Origin of the sequence: Niveispirillum sp. BGYR6 (assembly GCF_027568365.1) — a bacterium.
GTDB lineage: Bacteria > Pseudomonadota > Alphaproteobacteria > Azospirillales > Azospirillaceae > Niveispirillum.
In genome coordinates this window covers 467,229-483,484 of record NZ_JANLNL010000003.1, presented here as the reverse complement: position 1 = coordinate 483,484, position 16,256 = coordinate 467,229, and the positions used below count along the sequence as shown (strand labels likewise).

The following is a 16,256-nucleotide window of genomic DNA, read 5'->3' as shown; positions in this document are numbered from 1 at the left end:
GATGGAAGCCCGCCTGCGTGGGGCGCAGCCGCCGGCCCCACCGAGCACGCCGCCCATTGGCCCGGCACCGCGCCCGACACTGCCAAATCCACCCGCAGGACCGGCGCCAACCGCTCCGCAGCAACCTGCTCAGGCTCTCCCAGACGGGAGCGGCGCAGCGGTGATGGAAGCCCGCCTGCGTGGGGCGCAGCCGCCGGCCCCACCGAGCACGCCGCCCATTGGCCCGGCACCGCGCCCGACACTGCCAAATCCACCCGCAGGACCGGCGCCAACCGCTCCGCAGCAGCCCGCTGAGGCTCTCTCAAACGGGAACGCCGCACCGGTAATGGAGGCGCGCTTGCGAGGGCCGCAGCCGTCGGCACCACCTACTGCGCCCACACCGCGCCCAACGCTGCCAAATCTACCCCAAGGACCGGTGCTGACCACCCCACAACAACCCGCGCAGGCTCTCCCCGACGGGGACGCCGAACCGGTAATGCAAGCCCGCCTGCGGGGAGCACAGCCGCCGGGCCTGCCGACGGCCACGCCCATCAGTCCGGCACCCTCCCCACCCTCGCCACCGGCCCCCTTGCGACACGGACAGAACCTGTCCGTGCGCATTCTGGCGGTGGCTGAGCCGGTTCTGGAGCAACTGCCGCCAAATGCCCTGCCCGCCACCCTGATGGGCAGCACCAGCCAGGGGCAACCGGTATTGTCCACCCCACAGGGAATGCTGGTGCTGAAAGGGCAGACGAACCTACCGCCCGGCACTGCGCTGACAGTGTTGCTGGATGTCCCGTCGACCGTAGAACCGGGGCCGGCTATGCTGCCACCGCTGGACCCGCGCCAGGGCCAGGATTGGCCGGCGATGAAGGAGGTGATGGCCATGCTGGCGGCAACCGATCCGGTGCTGGCCCGCCATCTGGCACAGACGATCCTGCCACAGCCGAACAAGCGGCTGACCACCAATCTGACCTTCTTTCTGGCGGCATTGCGTGGTGGCGATGCGGCCGGCTGGTTGGGGGGCGACGCGGTGGACAGCCTGGAACGGCGTGGCGGCGGCCGACTGCTGGCCCAGTTGCGGGAGGATTTCCAAGCCGTGGCCCGTCAGGCGGCGGAACCGACGCCGGAGGGCTGGCGCAGCATGGTCATCCCCATTGGCCCGCCCGAACAGATCAGCCGGATGCAGCTTGCCGTGCGCCATGCCCTGGATGGTGAGGAAAAGACGGGGGATGGTGGGGAGGAAAAGGGCAAGGCGCAGCGCTTCCTGCTGGATCTCAGCTTTTCCCGCCTGGGGCCGATGCAACTGGACGGGCTGGTCCGGCCCGGTCGTCTCGACCTGATGATCCGCACCCTGGATCTGCTGCCGGCCGAGCTGCGCCAGGGCATTGGCGAATTGTTCCGCGACAGCCTGGAAACCGTGGGCTTTGCTGGCACCATTGGCTTCCAGACCGGGGCGCATCGCTGGGCAAAGGTGCAGACGGGCCGGCAAGGCCCGTCCCGCCGGGTATGACCAACCCCGTCAAATCCCCTCGCCCTGCTCCACATAGTCATAAAGGCGGGTGCGGATTTCGGCCGCCGTATGGCGAGCGGCTTCATCATCGCGCTGGCGTGGGCGGGCGGACATGATCCGGTCGGCAGAACGCACGCCGGCCGGGCTGCCTGCCAGCAGCACCACCCGGTCGGCCAGATAAACCGCCTCCTCAATATCATGGGTGACGAACAGGATGGTCTTGCCTGTCCGCTGCCAGAGATCGATCAGCTCGTCCTGCAGCGACTGCCGGGTGATGGCGTCCAGCGCGCCGAACGGTTCATCCATCATCAGCAGATCGGGATCAACGGCCAGGGCGCGGGCAATGGCCACGCGCTGGCGCTGGCCACCGGAAAGCTGGTGCGGCCAGCGGTCAGCCTTGTCGGCCAGCCCGACCAGGGCCAAAGCCTCCGTGGCGCGGCGGCGTTTCTCCTCCGCTGTCAGGCCCAGCCCTTCCAGGCCGAACTCCACATTCTTCACCACCCGCCGCCAGGGCAGCAGGCGGGCATCTTGAAACACCATGGCATAGGGCCGGCGGCCCGGCCGTTCGGGACTGTCCCGCTTCACCGTGCCGGATGTCGGCCGTACCAGCCCTGCCACCACCCGCAACAGGGTGGATTTGCCGACACCCGAAGCGCCGACAATGGCAATGAATTCCCCATCGGCAATATCCAGATGGAAATCCTTCAGCACGATGGTGCGGCCGCGGTCGCTGTCGAAGGACAGGGTCAGATCGGAAATGGTGATCATGCTTTCCACGCCAGCAAACGGTCACGCACAAGAACGAAACTGGTATCGACGATGCCATAGAGCACGGCCATAGTGATCATGTAGACCACCACCACATCGGTCGCCAGCAGGGAGGATGCCTGCATCATCCGCTGGCCCAGGCCCGACACGCCAAACAGTTCTGCCGCCACCACCGCCATCCAGGCCTGTCCCAGGCCGGTACGCAAGCCCGACATGATGGGCTGGATGGAGGCCGGCAGCACCACCTTGAACAGGCGGGCGATGGGGGAGCGGTGGCCAAAGGCGTTGGCCAGTTCGATCAAATCGCGGTCAACCGCCTGCACCGCCCCCAGGGCGGCGAAGTAATTGATCCAGAACACGCCGATGATGATGATGAAATTGGCTGCCGCCGGGCTGACCCCGAACCAGATGATGGCGAACGGCACCCAGGCCAGACCGGGGATCGGGCGCAGCAGCCGGACCACCCAGTTGGTCATATCCTCCAGCACGCGCGACATGCCGGTTAGCACGCCCAGCGCCACCCCCAGAAAGGAGCCCAGCACCAGCCCGGTGACATAATGTTTCAGGCTTTCCTGCACGGCGGAAAGCCAGGCGCCCGACTGCACCTCCCGCCAGAAGGTGGCCGGAATCTCGCTGGGCGGCGGCAACAGCATAGGCTTCACCAGCCCAAACCGGGGCAGCGCCTCCCAAAGACCCAGGAACAGCACCACACCGGTGATCGCCAGCAGCAGGCGCTCGGCCTTGTTCGCTTGTTTCATCTCATCAAACCATAATGGCCGGGCACCCGTGATCCACGGCTACCCGGCCCAACGAAAACAATTGGAATGGAAACCAAGCTTCCAAAGACAGTTACTTACCGGCAACCGCCTTCTGGTAGTAGCTGAGATTGAAGATGTCTGCCACCGGCTGGGCTTCCTTCACCGTCCCCAGCTTCACCTGATAATCCTGCACCGTCGCGGTTTGTGCCACGATGGCATTCGGGTCGGTGGAGAACTGCACCGCCTTGGATGACAGGGCCTTGTCCAGAATGGCGCGGTCGATCAGGCCTTTGCCGATGGCGCTTTCCACCGCATCGATGGCGACCTTGCGGTCACTCTTCAGCACCTCGGTGGCCCTGGCGGTCAGTTCCACCAGCTTCTGGACAATCTCCGGGTGCTTGGCGGCAAACTCATCCGTCACCGCAACCACATTGCCGGGCTGATTCTTCAGAATATCGCCGCCATAGGCCAGCACCTTCACATCGGAATTGCGCCCGGTGATGATGGTCAGGGCCGGCTCCCGCAGGATGGCGCCATCAACGGCACCGGCCAGCAAGGCCTGCTGGGTGGCATCGATGCCCTGCGGCACCAGTTCCACATGGGCCTTGTCCACCTTGGCCACTTCCCACAGCCAATATTGCAGCATGGTGTTGGGCACCGAACCGGCCGGCTGGGTGGCCAGCTTCAGCGGGCGGCCTAGCTTTTTGGACAGGGCGGCAATGGACTCTGCCGGGCTGCCCGGCGTCTTGGCCAGTTCGGGACCGGCGGCAACCACCAGTTCTTCCACCGCTGTGGCGGCCACCACCTTGACGCCGATCCCCTTGCCGCGGGCCACGATCACCGGGGCGATGCCGGCGACATAGACATCCAGCGTGCCCGAGACCACCGCCTGAATCATGTTCGGCCCGCTGTCAAACTGCTTCAGCTGCAGGTCAAAGCCGTTCTGCTTGTCCCAGCCCTGGCTGTCAATGACGAAGGCCTGAGCGGCCCCCAGCACCGGGATATAGCCCGCCCGCACCACCACCGGATCGGCCGCCTGTGCGGCCCCGACGGAAGCGAGCGAGAGGAAGGCGACAGTCGCGGTGGCGGACAGGCGGCGGACAAAGGACATGGGGTTGATCCCTTATGTGAATGGCAGGAGCGGTTGCCCTGGACAGAAGGTTGGGCATTCGCTGAATTTCGTCAATCTGATTTGTTGTTTTCCTAAATTCACACCAACTATGCGTGATTAGCTGAACCAGCACCGGTACCAATTTACAGGAAATCAAAAAAACAGGGTTGACAGTGACCCCAGCAACACCAAATGATGGGTTCCAAGGCAGCAATGCCCCATTTTATCCAGCCACCCGCTGGGGGCCCGTCAGGGGTTCTTTCGGTGGGCGGACGGATACGCGGGAATTTGACGAACAGCAGCTTGCGCCGCGTCAACAAACGCTAAAGCGCCACGAAGTCCCTTCGTGGTTTGTCCGCAAACCTTGTTGAAGGAAGGGCTTGGGTCCATGAAGACCAGCATATCCAAACGAAAACCGGCTTCCCCCCGCAAAAACCAACAGCGCTGTTGTTGACGCGTCAACAGACGCTCTCAGCAGCCTTCGGTCCATTTTGATATTTCACACCCGGATGATGTTGTTCATCTGGGCAAGGGGTAAGCCATGTCCATTGCCTATAGCATCGAAACCCGTCAGCGCAGCGCCGGTATCGCCGTTTATGATGAAGGGGCCTATCGCTTCTTCGCTGCCGATAACCAATTCAGCAGCATGGAATCACGCCGTTATGCCAGCGTGGCGGCCGTGGAACGCGCGGCCCGCCTGCTGGAACAGACGGCCAGCCAGCGGCCCGGCAAACGCCGCCAGGACAGCCGGGGGGAGATATTCCGTTCCTGGGGGCTGGCCGCCCCGGCGCGCGAACTGGCCTGACGCTGTGGACCGGCCAGCCGGGATTGGGGGCGGGAAAGATCAGTCCCGCCCCTGAAAATACTGATCCTCGAAATCGGCGATCAGTTCCTTGGCATCGGCAATCAGGGCGCGGATGACCCGCCGGTCCGGCTCCGTGCACAGGGTTTCATTCACCGCTTTGCCCAATTGGGCCGATGCCTGGGCCAGCAGCTTCACGGCCAAACGGTCTTCCAGCTTCATCACCGCCTCGAACAGGGAAACATCGACAGATAGTCGGGTTTAGCCGATCAAGGCCCCCTGTTGCGAGGGTGAAGAAAATTTTCGACAGGTTTGTCGTTTTGGCCGAGGCTTCTTCGTCAGTGGGGGAGAGGGGGAATTCCAGCCCCCTCCACCGACCAGAGGAGCCGCGACCATGCCCACCTTCATCATGATGCTGCATGAAGACCCCGCCACCTTTGCCGCCATGTCGCCTGACGAAATGCAGGCCACCATCGCGCAATATATGGCCTGGGGACAGAAGATGGAGGCTTCCGGCCGGCTGCGCGGCGGGCAGAAGCTGAAGGATGAAGGCGGGCGCCGGCTGACGGCCCGGGATGGCAAGCTGCTGGTGACCGACGGCCCCTTTGCGGAAGCCAAGGATGTCATCGGCGGTTTCTTCATGATTGAAGCCGCCAGTTATGCGGAGGCCGAAGCCCTGATCGCCGACTGCCCCCATCTGCGCTATGGTGAGATTGAGCTGCGCGAAACGGATGAGTGCGGGGCCTGAGAACGGCCCCTTGTCGTGATGCCGCCGGGCGTGACCACGCCCGGCCCCCTCCCCGTCGGTCGGTGGCAAAAGGGGTAGTGGACGCATTCATGGCAGTGCCACCGATTAGGCTTGCGCGTGCGGCGCAACATCGCGTTCCCTATATCGGCCCGATGCGTCGATGCACGGGCCATCAGCCCAGCCGGGGAGGAGATCAGCGATGCATGTTTCCGTGATCCTGAAAACCAAGGGCTCTACCATCATTACCAGCAAACCGTCCGACACGATCGGCGCCATCGTCCATATCCTGCATGTCAACCGCATCGGCGCGGTAATGATTGTGGATGAGGCGGGGGGGATCGCCGGCATTCTTTCTGAACGCGATGTGGTGCGGGCTCTGGCCGTTCATGGGCCGGCGGCCCTGGAAAAACCGGCCTCTGCGGTGATGACCACCAAGGTGATCAGCTGCGACCCGCGTGACACAGTGGCATCGGTGATGACAAGGATGACGGAAGGCCGTTTCCGTCACATGCCCGTGGTGGATGAGGGCCGGCTGACCGGGGTGATTTCCATCGGCGACGTGGTGAAATCCCGTCTGGCCGAATATACACATGAGGTGGAAAGCCTGCGCGATTACGTCGCCGGCCGCGTTTAGTACCCATTGAATGCCCTGAACACCCCCCTGCCCGCGGAAAGACAGGAGGAAACCATGTTCATGAGCCTGACCGGTGCGTTTCGCGGCCGGCAAGATACTGTTGTGGCCAACGCCATTCAGACCAATCCCCAGGCGGTGGCAGCGCAAACCCTGGCAGCCCTTGACCGGGGGAGTGCGATCACAGGGCTGACCGCGCCACCAAAGGCGGCGCCGGGAACGGAACCGTTCAAATTCCTGGTCTGTGTCGATGGCAGCCCGCAATCCCGCGCCGCCTTGCGCTTTGCCGCCCTGCGGGCCCGCAATACCGGCGGTCTGCTGGCCCTGTTGCATATCAGCGAGCCCATTGATTGCCGGGAATGGATCAGCATTGCCACCGCCATGGAGGAGGAGCAGCGGGCGGAGGCGGAATTGCTGCTGCATGATCTGGCCGGGGAAGTGAATGGCTTGACCGGCCTGTTACCGGAAATCCAGATCCGGCGAGGGCCGATTGGCAGTGAAATCCTGGCGGCCATTCGGGAAGATGGCGACATTCACGCCCTTGTTGTGGGGGCAGCACCCCCGTCGCAGCGGCGCGGGCAGTTGATTTCCTGGCTGGCTTCCGAGCTGGCGGGCAGCCTGGATATCCCGCTGGTGGTGGTCCCCGGCAACCTCACGGCCCGGCAGATCGACCGGTTGGCTTGATCGCCACCGGTCACATGATCAACAGCCCCCAATCCGTCTCCGGCAGGGCTGCGGCAGCGCCGGGTGCGGCGGGAGAGGCCGCCACATCATTGGCCGTCTGCGCAACCGTCACCTCATAGGTGCCGACATAGGCATTATTGGCCTTGATGGAAACGTAAACCTCCTCGGCTTTCTGTGTATAAAAATCAATGGTGGCGTGGCCGTTCCGCAGGGCCGTGCTCACGATGACATCGTTCTTCTCATCGCGCAGCTCAACCAGGGCATTGCCGGCACCCGTGCCGCCGACAAGATCAACCTTCAAGGTAAGGCTGGTTCTGGCGTCAGCGCGGAACAGGTACCAATCCATGTCGCTGGCATTGAACAAACTATCCCGGTGTAGCTGATTGTGCGTCAGCAGATGTGCCTGTGGCGTGCCCTCAGTCGCATAATTGTCGGTCATTGTGGCGCCGGATGCGGCCTGGCGCACAAGTTTCTCCCGCCAATCCTGTCCGCTGGTGCCGGATACGCCCATGCTCATCGCCACCCCCACCACGTCCAGGAGATGGGTGGCGCGGCCCTCTGCATAGCCAAGGCTGAGATAGTGTGCGGTCCATGCCCGCGCATCGATGCCATAGACCCTGACGAGATCGGGGTTTGAGAGGGCATAGGAATAGGGGTCAAAGCCAACCTCCCGCCCCTCCGCCCGGCCAAAGCGGATATAATGCTGGGCCGCCAGCGTATCATCCGCCCCGAAAGCCTGGATCAGGTCGGCATAAGAGGCGGTGTAGGCCAGCGGATCGAACCAGACACGCCGTTCTTCTGGATAACCGAAGCTGAAATAATGCTGCATCCCGGCATCGGCATTGGGGCCGAAAGCCGCGCTTAAATCCGCATATGACGCGATGTAGGATAAGGGATTGAAGCTGATCCCTGCCCCCTTGGCATAGCCATCGCTGACATAATCCAGCATCCCGCCTCGGACGCTGAGCCCGATCGTATCCATCCGCACCGGGTCGCTGGCAATATAGGCCAAACCGTCAAAGCCGTCGGTCTTGCGCCCTTCCGACCAGCCATAGCGGATATAATGCAAGGTGGCGGCCGTGAAATCCTTGCCGTAGGCGGCGATCAGGTCCTTGTTGCTGGCCAGATAAGACAGGGCATCAAACCGGGTCAGGCTGCGCCCTTCCTGGCGGCCAACGGTCAGCCAATGCTGTTCAGCCGCCGCCAGATTATCGCCGAAAAGGGCGATGAGATCAGGGTTGGAGGCGAGATAAAACAGCCCGTTGAAGCCCGAACCCGCCAGCTGGTCCCGCGTCAAGCTGTCCCCACCGCCGGCGAAGCTGAATTGCTCAACATTGCTGACCAGCAGGTTCCCCGTCGGCCCAAGCAGTGACAGGGAACCGTCGGCATTGGCATTGACCAGATAATCGGCACGGCGCCCCAGCAGCACCAGCGTGTCATTGCCAGCCCCACCATTCACCGTGTCATTGCCACCGGCCCGCAGGGTGAACACATCATCCCCATCCCCGCCCGACAGCAGATTGGCCAGCGCATTATCAGTGAATTGATCAGCGGCGCTGCCCCCCACCGCCTCCTGCATGAAGGTGCCATAGGCGATGGAGAGGTTGCGCGTCAGCCCCGCCACATCGGAGAAGGAACCGGGCCGCAGATCGACGGAAAGCGCCATGCTGTAACCGGAAAGATCCAGCCGGTTCCAGCCGCCGCCGTCCCAGATGGTCACCACCGGGGTGCTGTTCTGGCTGAAATTGAACGCCTGCCGGTCAGCCGTGCTGTTAAAGCCATAGGTCGTATTGCCGCTGCGCGTGGTGTAATTGCGCCCATAGGCATCCTGAACAGCCAACACATCATAAAGCAAAGGGGTGGAGGCATAATTGCCCGCATGGCTTGCCCCGGTATTGCGGGCGCCGAAATAGGACATCACCGTATATTGCAGACTGTCCTGCTGGAACTCCGCATTGGCAGTATAGCTTATGCTGCCATTATCGCTGGCATTATAGGCCCCTGGATGACTGAGGGAGAGGGTGTGGCCGATTTCATGAATAAGGGCCAGAAGATCATATTGGCCCGGTGCAGCATTCCAGCTGTCATTGGGCGCCTGGTTGACCCAGACCGGGCGATTGACCCCATCGGTGAACGCAAAACCCCAGACACCATTCTCTATCGTATTGGAATTGGCAAAGCTGATGCGTCCATCCACCCCGCTAATGCTGGTGGTTTCGACGAAGTTCAACCTTGTGACATCGGACCATAAAGACAGGGCCAGCCGGGCCGTTTCCTGTTGGGCCGGTGAGAAGCTGTTGAAGCCGGTATAATCCGCACCGACAGCGGAGGCCGGCTTGCTGGTTGGAAAGCTGAAGGCGATCCGGGCCCCCGATGACCAAAGGCCATTCATATAGACCAGCTGGTCCACAATCTGGCGATCAGTCCAGACCGGCTTGCTGCCACCGGCCGCGGCCGCGGCCAGTTCCGCGGCCGTCACCGCATGGGTTTCACCCGGAATTCCACAGAGAACGCACATTCAGCACCCCACGGCCCAAAACCGGATCAGCATAATCTCCTTTGCGCGGTCATGATCAAGGGAGATCGGTAAAGGTGGGCTTACTATCTGAAATCCACTATGAAATTTTACAGGTCCAGGTCAGGGCAAATTGTTTGTGCGAAATAATATAGAAATATCAACATTCCTCTCATCTCCACCATTTCGTATAAAACGCTTATGACTGCCAAAAATGCAACTTTTTTCGTGTGTGATCGCATTCAGGGCGTTATTATCCATCATCTGGACGGCATTCTCGCTTTCGTCCACGGTTTCATAGAAGGCGATTTTGTCTGGCAACCAACCCGAATTATTTAAAATGAAGACGCTGATCCAATGCATAAGCGTTGGTTTTTGTTCGGATTTCTGAATCTGTACTGGAACGGGACCGGTAAAGTCGGTTGAAGACGTAGACGCCGAATCCGGGTCACGACGCAATGCCACCGCTGCTCCACGGTAAAACCGCAGGCGCTAAACCCTATAACCCCAAAAGAAAAAAGGCCGCGTGAGCGGCCCGGTTCCTGGTCTCTATCAGGTAGATGGCGGAGGGGATGGGATTCGAACCCACGATACCAGTTTCCCGGTATGACGGTTTAGCAAACCGTTGCCTTCAGCCGCTCGGCCACCCCTCCGCACCGTGTGCCGCCCGTTCCCTTTCGGTCACTGGCGTCGTCGGTGGAGGCGTGTTTAAGGGTATGAAGCGGGCTTGTCAACGCCTCTAACTCACCCCATTGTAAAAAGATGTTCCGCACGGGCTTGCGGACCATGCCGGGACGGGGGCGACCCGGCGAAAAGCCGCCCAGAAGGCTGTTCGGCGGGGTTTCCGCCGCCAAATCATGGAGATCGAACGATGTTCGGACATCATGCCCCGGGTCCGGTAATGCCGGCCACCCCCATTCCTTCAACAATGATTCGTTCCGGCAACACCATGGCACGGCTCGCCGGGGTGCTGGGGCTGTCGCTGATGCTGCTGGCCGGCACGGCGGCACATGCCGCCAGCGCCTGGGATTCGGTGAAGTCAGAGAAAGCCCCGCCCCTGCCCAATGAAGGGTTGGTGGAACAGGACCATGATACGCTGGATAAGCTGATGGTGCGCCCCGGCGTTAATCTGGCTGGCTATGGCAAGGTGATGCTGGCGCCCATCGGGCTGGCCGTGGAACGGCGATTCGATGAGGTGCTGCTGTCCAACCGTGACCGCGACCACGCCATCGAGTATCTGACCGAGAAGCTGCAGAAGGCCATGGGGCCGGCCCTGGTGGATCAGGCGGGCCCTGGCGTGTTGAAGCTGGAGATCACCTTCACCGATTATGTGCCCAACCGCGCCTATAATGCCCGCAAGGCCAGCGGCACCATGGTGGACCGGGTCTATTCCGTCGGCAGTGCCGCTTTCCAGGCCGTTATCCGCGACAGCCAGTCCGGCCAGGTGCTGGCCACCATCGCCGATGCGGATATGGGGCTGCCTTTCCCCGATAATGTGAATACCTACACCTTCTATGGTGATGCGGACCGATTCAGCAGCCGCTGGGCCAAGCAATTGACCAAGTTGCTGGTACCGGCTGCCAACCAGGGCAGTTGATCCGTACGCATCCCCTGGATGCAGAAAAGGCCCCGGCGTCACCGCCGGGGCCTTTTTACTGAACCGACAGGGCTGACTGTTGATCAGCCTTTCAGCTTCTGCGCCAGAATGTCGTTCACCATGGCCGGGTTGGCCTTGCCCTGGCTGGCCTTCATCACCTGGCCGACGAAGAAGCCGAACAGCTTGTCCTTGCCGGAGCGATATTCTGCCACCTTGTCGGGGTTGGCTTCCATCACCTGGGCGATGACGGCATCAATGGCGCCGGTATCCGTCACCTGCCGCAACCCCTGCTCATCGACGATCACCGCCGCCGGCTTGCCGGTTTCCAGCATCAAGGCAAACACATCCTTGGCCAGACGGCCAGAGATGGTGTTGTCGGTGATCAGGTCGATCAGCCCGCCCAGATCAGCGGCGGAGATCGGCGATTCGCTGATATCCTTGCCGGTCTTGTTCAGGGCGCCCAGCAGATCGCCGATGACAAAATTGGCCGCCATCTTCGGGTCGCGGCCCTTGGCCACTTCCTCATAGAAATCGGCACGCACCCGCTCGGCCACCAGCACGCCGGCATCATAGGGCGTCAGCTTGTACTGGTCGATGAAGCGGGCCTTCTTGTCGTCCGGCAGTTCCGGCAGGGTGGCCTTGATCTGGTCGACAAAACCCTGTTCCAGCACCAGCGGCAGCAGGTCCGGATCGGGGAAATAGCGGTAATCATGCGCCTCTTCCTTGGAGCGCATGGAGCGGGTGATATTCTTGCCAGGATCCCACAGCCGGGTTTCCTGCACCACCGCGCCGCCTTCCTCGATCAGTTCCACCTGGCGCTGCGCCTCATACTCAATGGCCTGCTGCACATAGCGGATGGAATTGACGTTCTTGGTCTCCGTACGCGTACCCAGCGGGCCGCCCGGCTTGCGCACCGACACGTTGATGTCGCAACGCATGGAGCCTTCTTCCATGTTGCCATCACAGGTGCCGAGATAGCGCAGGATGGTGCGCAGCTTACGCAAGTAAGCCGCCGCCTCTTCCGGTGCCCGCATGTCGGGCTTGGAGACGATTTCCATCAGCGCCACGCCGGCCCGGTTCAGGTCGACATAGGTTTTGGACGGGTGCTGATCATGCAGCGACTTGCCGGCATCCATTTCCAGATGCAGCCGCTCAATCGCTACCTCCCGCGTGGCACCATCGGCCAGATCCAGGATGATGGTGCCTTCGCCGACGATCGGCTGCTTGAACTGGCTGATCTGATAGCCCGACGGCAGATCGGCATAGAAATAATTCTTGCGGTCGAAGACGCTGCGCAGGTTGATCTGCGCCTTCAGGCCCAGGCCCGTGCGGACCGCCTGTTCGACGCAATATTCATTGATCACCGGCAGCATACCGGGGAAGCCGGCATCAACGAAGCTCACTTGGCTGTTGGGCGCGGCACCGAATTCCGTGGCAGCGCCACTGAACAGCTTCGCCTTGGAAATGACCTGGGCATGAACCTCCAGCCCGATCACAACCTCCCACTCACCCGTCTCGCCCTGAATGCGGTAAGCCATCGTCTCTGCGCTCTGAGTAACGGAAATAGACAAGGTTGTTTTCTGGCGGGATTCGCCGCAAAGGGCAAGGGGCTTGCCACGCTTTATGGCTGTATCAGCGCTGCTGTGATGCCAATCAGACAGATATTTGCACCAGCGAACCCGCCGGCAAGGCGATCGTACCCGGGCCGGCGGCATCATTCAGCATCTGCTCCCCCTCCGCCATGTCGCGGGAGGCCTGATCCATCTGGGTTGCTGTCCCCGGCTCCCCATCACGCCGGGCCAGCCTTTTCATCTGATCCAGCAGGGACCGGAGCTGGGCCATGCTGCCGCGCACATCGTTATAGAATTCGCCGGCGGCCTTGCGCGCGGCACCTTCCTTCATGATGGCTTCGCGCTTGGCATCCAGCTCGGTCCGCGCGGCAGTGGTGGGATTATTCGGGGCGGCCGTGGCTCCCGCCTTCGCCCCATCAGCCGGCGCTTTATCCGTGGCCGCTTTATCGGTGGCCGCTTTATCGGTCGCCGCTTTACTGGCACTGGTGGGGTTACTCGCAGCGGCTGTGGCTCCCGCCTTCGCCCCATCAGCCGGCACTTTATCGGTCGCCGTTTTATCGGTTACCTCAGGGGCGGCTGTATCCGCACCCTTCGCTTCCGTGTCGGTATCGGCGGAGCTTTCACTTTCAGCGGTAACCGGCGCCTCCGCCCCTTCCGCCTCGGCGGTAGCCTTTTCCGAGGCCTCTGTCTGCGCAGGAGGCGGGGCAACCGCCGCCGTTGAAGCAGCAGCAGCCTGGGCCTTAGCAACGTCCCCGGCCGTTGCGGCGGGTGCTGTGGCGCCCGGCTGAACAGTGGCTGCAACAGGTGTTGCCGCAGTAGCCGCAGCGGCAGCCTCCCCTTTGGCCGCACCCGCTGTCGCGGCAGCCGCGGAATGGGCACCGGTAACGGCCGTTACCGCATCGGTACCGCCGCCGCCATAATCCTTGGCCGCCTGCCCCAACTCTTTGGCCAGCTGGGAAACCTCGCGCGCAATGCGGGCGGCGGCCTTTTTGTCACCAGAGGCAGCCGCCATCTGCGCTTGCAGTTTCAATGCCTTCAATTTGCGCTTGGCCTCATCAGCCTTGCGCGTGGCGGCTTCCTTTTTCGATTCCCCGCCGCTGTCAGAGAGTTTCTTGACCAGGGAATCGGTGTCATTCTGCATCGCCTGCAGCTTCTTCCGCGTGGCGGGGTCAACCCTGTCCAGGATCGCAGCGGTCGCGGCACTCTGCGGGGTTTGCTTATTTGCCGCACCTTGCAGGCTGGCCGCCTTGTTGGCGTCAGCGATCTGCTTCCACGCGGCCTGTGCCTTGGCCTGGAACAGTTTCTGGGTGGCACCCAGAATGCTGGAAACGCTTCCAGAAAGCGCCATGACAAAGCCCTCCCCTACCGGCCGCGCAGCCTAAATCATGCGACCGGCAGGGCATTTTGTCCAGAACCAATATATCCGATAGGGGTTACACCCGGATGTCATGCTACTTTCTATCGATGCGCACCAGCTTGCCTTCCGGCCCCGGTGCCTCGATCAACGCGTAAAGCCGGCCATCCGGCCCGACCGCCACATCGCGGGTGCGCGGCAATTCCGCCTCCAGCAGCCGTTCGGTGGCCACCACCTTGTCACCCTCGACATCCAGCCGGGCGATGCCACCCGCCAGCAGGCCGACAATCAGATCGCCACGCCAGAAGGGCAGTGTGGCCCCCTCATAAAACGTCATGCCCGAGAGGGCGAGCGAGGGCACGAAATACAGCACGGGCTGCGCCATGCCTTCCTTCTCCGTGCCTTCGCCGATCTTCATCCCCAGCCCATAGGTCTTGCCATAGGTGATGACCGGCCAGCCATAATTGGTGCCGGGGCGGATGATGTTGATCTCATCGCCGCCCTGCGGCCCATGCTCGCTTTCCCAGATCAGGCCGCTGCCCGGCTGGGTGGCCAGCCCCTGGGGATTGCGGTTGCCATAGGTGAAAATTTCCGGCAGCGCATCGGCGCGGCCCACAAAGGGGTTATCCGCCGGCACGCTGCCATCACGTTCCAGGCGGAAGACCTTGCCCGCCGCATCCAGCAGATCCTGCGCCCGATCCTGCTGCCCGCGTTCCCCAATCCCGAAATAGAGCCGCCCCTGCGGATCAAAGGCGAAGCGGCTGCCGAAATGCAGCCGGCTGCTGACCAGACTGCCACGGTACAGCACCTTCATATCGGTGAAGGATGCACCGTCATCGGTGAAACGCGCCACCACCGTACGATTGCCCTTGTCCTGATCGCGCGGCTTGGCGTCGGCACCCTTCTCTGCCTTTTCCATATAGGAAAGGTAGATATAGCGATTGCTGGCATAATCGGGGTCTAGCGCGATATCCAGCAGACCGCCTTGGCCAAACTCCTCAATCACCGGCAGACCCTTCACCGGGTCGGGCAACAGCTTGCCATCTTTGATCACCCGAAGATGGCCCGTCCGTTCCGTCACCAGAATGCGGCCATCGGGCGTGAAGGCGATGGCCCAGGGCGTATCCAGCCCTTCTGCAACCACCGTCACCTTCACATCATGCCGGGCCTTGGGGACGGGAAAACTGGTGAATTCCTGGGGCGCCGCCGAGGCGGTCAGGCTGAAAAGGGCAAGGGCACTGCCAAGCAAAGCGGCGCGGATGAACATGGGGTTCCCATCTCCGGCTGGATTATGATTGCAGGCCTAGATAGGGGGTAACCAGTGCCACACCAAGGGGCGAAGGCGGCAAAAAAGCCGCTCAGTCGCCCCGCAACCACATGGTCACGTGCGGAATGCCCCCATCATCATAGGGCGGCCCGTCGGTGACAAACCCGAAGCTGGCATAAAACCCTTCGAGATGAAGCTGCGCGCCGATACGGACGGGGTCAGCAGGATAATGCCGGGCCAGATGGTCCAGGCCAGCGGCCACCAGATGCCGCCCCAGCCCGGTGCCACGCCAGGAAGGGGCCACGACGATACGGCCGATAAAGGCCGGCTCCCCCTCAGCGGGACCACGGGCCCGCAGATAGGCCGCCAAATCCCCTGCCCCATCCGTCACCAGCAGATGGTCACAGACAGGGTCCAGCCCATCCAGATCAGCATAGGCGGAATTTTGTTCAACGATGAAAATATCCTGCCGGAACCGCAGCACCCGATAGAGGGAAGCTGCATCGAAGGCGGCAAAAGGTTGCCAGGCGAAACGCAACCCTGCCAGGGCGGGCGGGCTCAACGGCGAACCCCCAGCAGCACAGCCAGTTTGTCCCGCAGGCCAATAACGGTCACCGGCTTGGCGATGAAGGCGTTGACGCCCAGATCGCGGGCTTTCAGGACAATGTCCTTTTGGGCATGGTTGGTCAGGAAAATCACCGGCGTCCGCCGCCCCAGCTCTTCCTTCTGGCGCAACTGCTGCAGGAAGGTCAGCCCGTCCATCGGCTCCATCTCAATATCGCAGATGATGACATCGGGCCGCCGCTCCAACGCGATATCCAGCCCGGCTGTCCCCTCCTCCGCTTCCCAGATATTGTTGAAATCAAGCTGCTTCAGGATGCGGGATACGACGGTCCGAATGAAGGACTGATCCTCCACAATCAGGGCGTTCATGCGTGAGAAGCTGACAAAGCCGACC

Annotated in this window: 17 protein-coding genes and 1 tRNA gene; 6 read left to right on the top strand and 12 right to left on the bottom strand. The window is 62.1% G+C overall.

The window, feature by feature from the left end; all coding sequences use genetic code 11:
• The first annotated feature begins 475 nt into the window (after positions 1-475).
• On the top strand, positions 476-1,492 hold the full coding sequence (locus tag PCJ49_RS10490) for a hypothetical protein (protein WP_269910873.1): 1,017 nt from the start codon (positions 476-478) through the stop codon (positions 1,490-1,492).
• A 9-nt stretch (positions 1,493-1,501) separates the two neighbouring features.
• Here PCJ49_RS10490 and PCJ49_RS10485 read toward each other — a convergent pair whose 3' ends face one another.
• The 3 genes from PCJ49_RS10485 to PCJ49_RS10475 form a co-directional block, all read right to left on the bottom strand.
• Positions 1,502-2,260 carry an ABC transporter ATP-binding protein gene (locus PCJ49_RS10485; RefSeq protein WP_244559622.1) on the bottom strand — a complete coding sequence of 253 codons (759 nt, stop codon included), beginning with the start codon at positions 2,258-2,260 and terminating at the stop codon, positions 1,502-1,504.
• Positions 2,257-3,018 (bottom strand): ABC transporter permease, encoded by a 762-nt coding sequence (locus tag PCJ49_RS10480; protein WP_269910872.1) that lies wholly within the window; start codon positions 3,016-3,018, stop codon positions 2,257-2,259. Before PCJ49_RS10480 ends, PCJ49_RS10485 begins: the two co-directional genes overlap by 4 nt.
• A 91-nt stretch (positions 3,019-3,109) precedes the next feature.
• A complete protein-coding gene (locus PCJ49_RS10475; RefSeq protein WP_269910871.1) occupies positions 3,110-4,129 on the bottom strand; it encodes an ABC transporter substrate-binding protein in 1,020 nt (339 codons plus the stop codon).
• 541 nt (positions 4,130-4,670) lie between these two features.
• On the opposite strand from PCJ49_RS10475, the gene PCJ49_RS10470 reads away from it, so the two are divergent.
• A complete protein-coding gene (locus tag PCJ49_RS10470; protein ID WP_089289700.1) occupies positions 4,671-4,934 on the top strand; it encodes a hypothetical protein in 264 nt (87 codons plus the stop codon).
• Between the two features lie 39 nt (positions 4,935-4,973).
• Here the strand turns inward: PCJ49_RS10470 and PCJ49_RS10465 are convergent, their stop codons facing one another.
• Complete coding sequence (locus tag PCJ49_RS10465) at positions 4,974-5,153, bottom strand: hypothetical protein (protein ID WP_089289701.1); 180 nt, start codon at positions 5,151-5,153, stop codon at positions 4,974-4,976.
• 172 nt (positions 5,154-5,325) lie between these two features.
• Between PCJ49_RS10465 and PCJ49_RS10460 the strand changes: the two genes are divergently transcribed.
• The 3 genes from PCJ49_RS10460 to PCJ49_RS10450 all read left to right on the top strand — a co-directional run bounded on the left by PCJ49_RS10460 (position 5,326) and on the right by PCJ49_RS10450 (position 6,994).
• Positions 5,326-5,679, top strand: a complete 354-nt coding sequence (locus PCJ49_RS10460) for a YciI family protein (protein WP_269910870.1) — start codon at positions 5,326-5,328, stop codon at positions 5,677-5,679.
• Positions 5,680-5,878: 199 nt separating this feature from the next.
• Positions 5,879-6,313: a CBS domain-containing protein gene (locus PCJ49_RS10455; protein WP_089289703.1), complete on the top strand. Its 435-nt coding sequence runs from the start codon at positions 5,879-5,881 to the stop codon at positions 6,311-6,313.
• 54 nt (positions 6,314-6,367) lie between these two features.
• Positions 6,368-6,994: a universal stress protein gene (locus PCJ49_RS10450; RefSeq protein ID WP_269910869.1), complete on the top strand. Its 627-nt coding sequence runs from the start codon at positions 6,368-6,370 to the stop codon at positions 6,992-6,994.
• Positions 6,995-7,004: 10 nt separating this feature from the next.
• Here PCJ49_RS10450 and PCJ49_RS10445 read toward each other — a convergent pair whose 3' ends face one another.
• The 3 genes from PCJ49_RS10445 to PCJ49_RS10435 form a co-directional block, all read right to left on the bottom strand.
• Positions 7,005-9,512 carry a M10 family metallopeptidase C-terminal domain-containing protein gene (locus PCJ49_RS10445; RefSeq protein ID WP_269910868.1) on the bottom strand — a complete coding sequence of 836 codons (2,508 nt, stop codon included), beginning with the start codon at positions 9,510-9,512 and terminating at the stop codon, positions 7,005-7,007.
• A 120-nt stretch (positions 9,513-9,632) separates the two neighbouring features.
• The gene (locus PCJ49_RS10440; RefSeq protein WP_269910867.1) at positions 9,633-9,974 is read right to left on the bottom strand and encodes a hypothetical protein; all 342 of its coding nucleotides are present in this window, start codon (positions 9,972-9,974) and stop codon (positions 9,633-9,635) included.
• Positions 9,975-10,070: 96 nt separating this feature from the next.
• Positions 10,071-10,162: transfer RNA gene (locus PCJ49_RS10435), tRNA-Ser, on the bottom strand.
• 296 nt (positions 10,163-10,458) lie between these two features.
• On the opposite strand from PCJ49_RS10435, the gene PCJ49_RS10430 reads away from it, so the two are divergent.
• Complete coding sequence (locus PCJ49_RS10430; RefSeq protein WP_269910866.1) at positions 10,459-11,106, top strand: DUF3313 family protein; 648 nt, start codon at positions 10,459-10,461, stop codon at positions 11,104-11,106.
• Between the two features lie 83 nt (positions 11,107-11,189).
• On the opposite strand, the gene gatB is transcribed toward PCJ49_RS10430, so the two are convergent.
• The 5 genes from gatB to PCJ49_RS10405 all read right to left on the bottom strand — a co-directional run bounded on the left by gatB (position 11,190) and on the right by PCJ49_RS10405 (position 16,231).
• Complete coding sequence (gene gatB, locus PCJ49_RS10425) at positions 11,190-12,644, bottom strand: Asp-tRNA(Asn)/Glu-tRNA(Gln) amidotransferase subunit GatB (RefSeq protein ID WP_269910865.1); 1,455 nt, start codon at positions 12,642-12,644, stop codon at positions 11,190-11,192.
• A gap of 115 nt (positions 12,645-12,759) precedes the next feature.
• On the bottom strand, positions 12,760-14,025 hold the full coding sequence (locus tag PCJ49_RS10420) for a hypothetical protein (protein WP_269910864.1): 1,266 nt from the start codon (positions 14,023-14,025) through the stop codon (positions 12,760-12,762).
• Positions 14,026-14,128: 103 nt separating this feature from the next.
• Positions 14,129-15,298 (bottom strand): PQQ-dependent sugar dehydrogenase, encoded by a 1,170-nt coding sequence (locus PCJ49_RS10415; RefSeq protein WP_269910863.1) that lies wholly within the window; start codon positions 15,296-15,298, stop codon positions 14,129-14,131.
• A 91-nt stretch (positions 15,299-15,389) separates the two neighbouring features.
• Positions 15,390-15,860: a GNAT family N-acetyltransferase gene (locus PCJ49_RS10410; RefSeq protein WP_269910862.1), complete on the bottom strand. Its 471-nt coding sequence runs from the start codon at positions 15,858-15,860 to the stop codon at positions 15,390-15,392.
• A complete protein-coding gene (locus PCJ49_RS10405; RefSeq protein ID WP_160105736.1) occupies positions 15,857-16,231 on the bottom strand; it encodes a response regulator in 375 nt (124 codons plus the stop codon). The genes PCJ49_RS10410 and PCJ49_RS10405 overlap by 4 nt, the downstream gene beginning before the upstream one ends.
• Positions 16,232-16,256: the final 25 nt, after the last annotated feature.

What these genes read in the sequence shown, in the direction of transcription:
- PCJ49_RS10490 (WP_269910873.1), top strand. Translation starts at nt 476, where the DNA reads ATGCAAGCCCGCCTGCGGGGAGCACAGCCGCCGGGCCTGCCGACGGCC.
- PCJ49_RS10485 (WP_244559622.1), bottom strand. Translation starts at nt 2,260, where the DNA reads ATGATCACCATTTCCGATCTGACCCTGTCCTTCGACAGCGACCGCGGC.
- PCJ49_RS10480 (WP_269910872.1), bottom strand. Translation starts at nt 3,018, where the DNA reads ATGAAACAAGCGAACAAGGCCGAGCGCCTGCTGCTGGCGATCACCGGT.
- PCJ49_RS10475 (WP_269910871.1), bottom strand. Translation starts at nt 4,129, where the DNA reads ATGTCCTTTGTCCGCCGCCTGTCCGCCACCGCGACTGTCGCCTTCCTC.
- PCJ49_RS10470 (WP_089289700.1), top strand. Translation starts at nt 4,671, where the DNA reads ATGTCCATTGCCTATAGCATCGAAACCCGTCAGCGCAGCGCCGGTATC.
- PCJ49_RS10465 (WP_089289701.1), bottom strand. Translation starts at nt 5,153, where the DNA reads ATGAAGCTGGAAGACCGTTTGGCCGTGAAGCTGCTGGCCCAGGCATCG.
- PCJ49_RS10460 (WP_269910870.1), top strand. Translation starts at nt 5,326, where the DNA reads ATGCCCACCTTCATCATGATGCTGCATGAAGACCCCGCCACCTTTGCC.
- PCJ49_RS10455 (WP_089289703.1), top strand. Translation starts at nt 5,879, where the DNA reads ATGCATGTTTCCGTGATCCTGAAAACCAAGGGCTCTACCATCATTACC.
- PCJ49_RS10450 (WP_269910869.1), top strand. Translation starts at nt 6,368, where the DNA reads ATGTTCATGAGCCTGACCGGTGCGTTTCGCGGCCGGCAAGATACTGTT.
- PCJ49_RS10445 (WP_269910868.1), bottom strand. Translation starts at nt 9,512, where the DNA reads ATGTGCGTTCTCTGTGGAATTCCGGGTGAAACCCATGCGGTGACGGCC.
- PCJ49_RS10430 (WP_269910866.1), top strand. Translation starts at nt 10,459, where the DNA reads ATGGCACGGCTCGCCGGGGTGCTGGGGCTGTCGCTGATGCTGCTGGCC.
- gatB (WP_269910865.1), bottom strand. Translation starts at nt 12,644, where the DNA reads ATGGCTTACCGCATTCAGGGCGAGACGGGTGAGTGGGAGGTTGTGATC.
- PCJ49_RS10420 (WP_269910864.1), bottom strand. Translation starts at nt 14,025, where the DNA reads ATGGCGCTTTCTGGAAGCGTTTCCAGCATTCTGGGTGCCACCCAGAAA.
- PCJ49_RS10415 (WP_269910863.1), bottom strand. Translation starts at nt 15,298, where the DNA reads ATGTTCATCCGCGCCGCTTTGCTTGGCAGTGCCCTTGCCCTTTTCAGC.
- PCJ49_RS10405 (WP_160105736.1), bottom strand. Translation starts at nt 16,231, where the DNA reads ATGAACGCCCTGATTGTGGAGGATCAGTCCTTCATTCGGACCGTCGTA.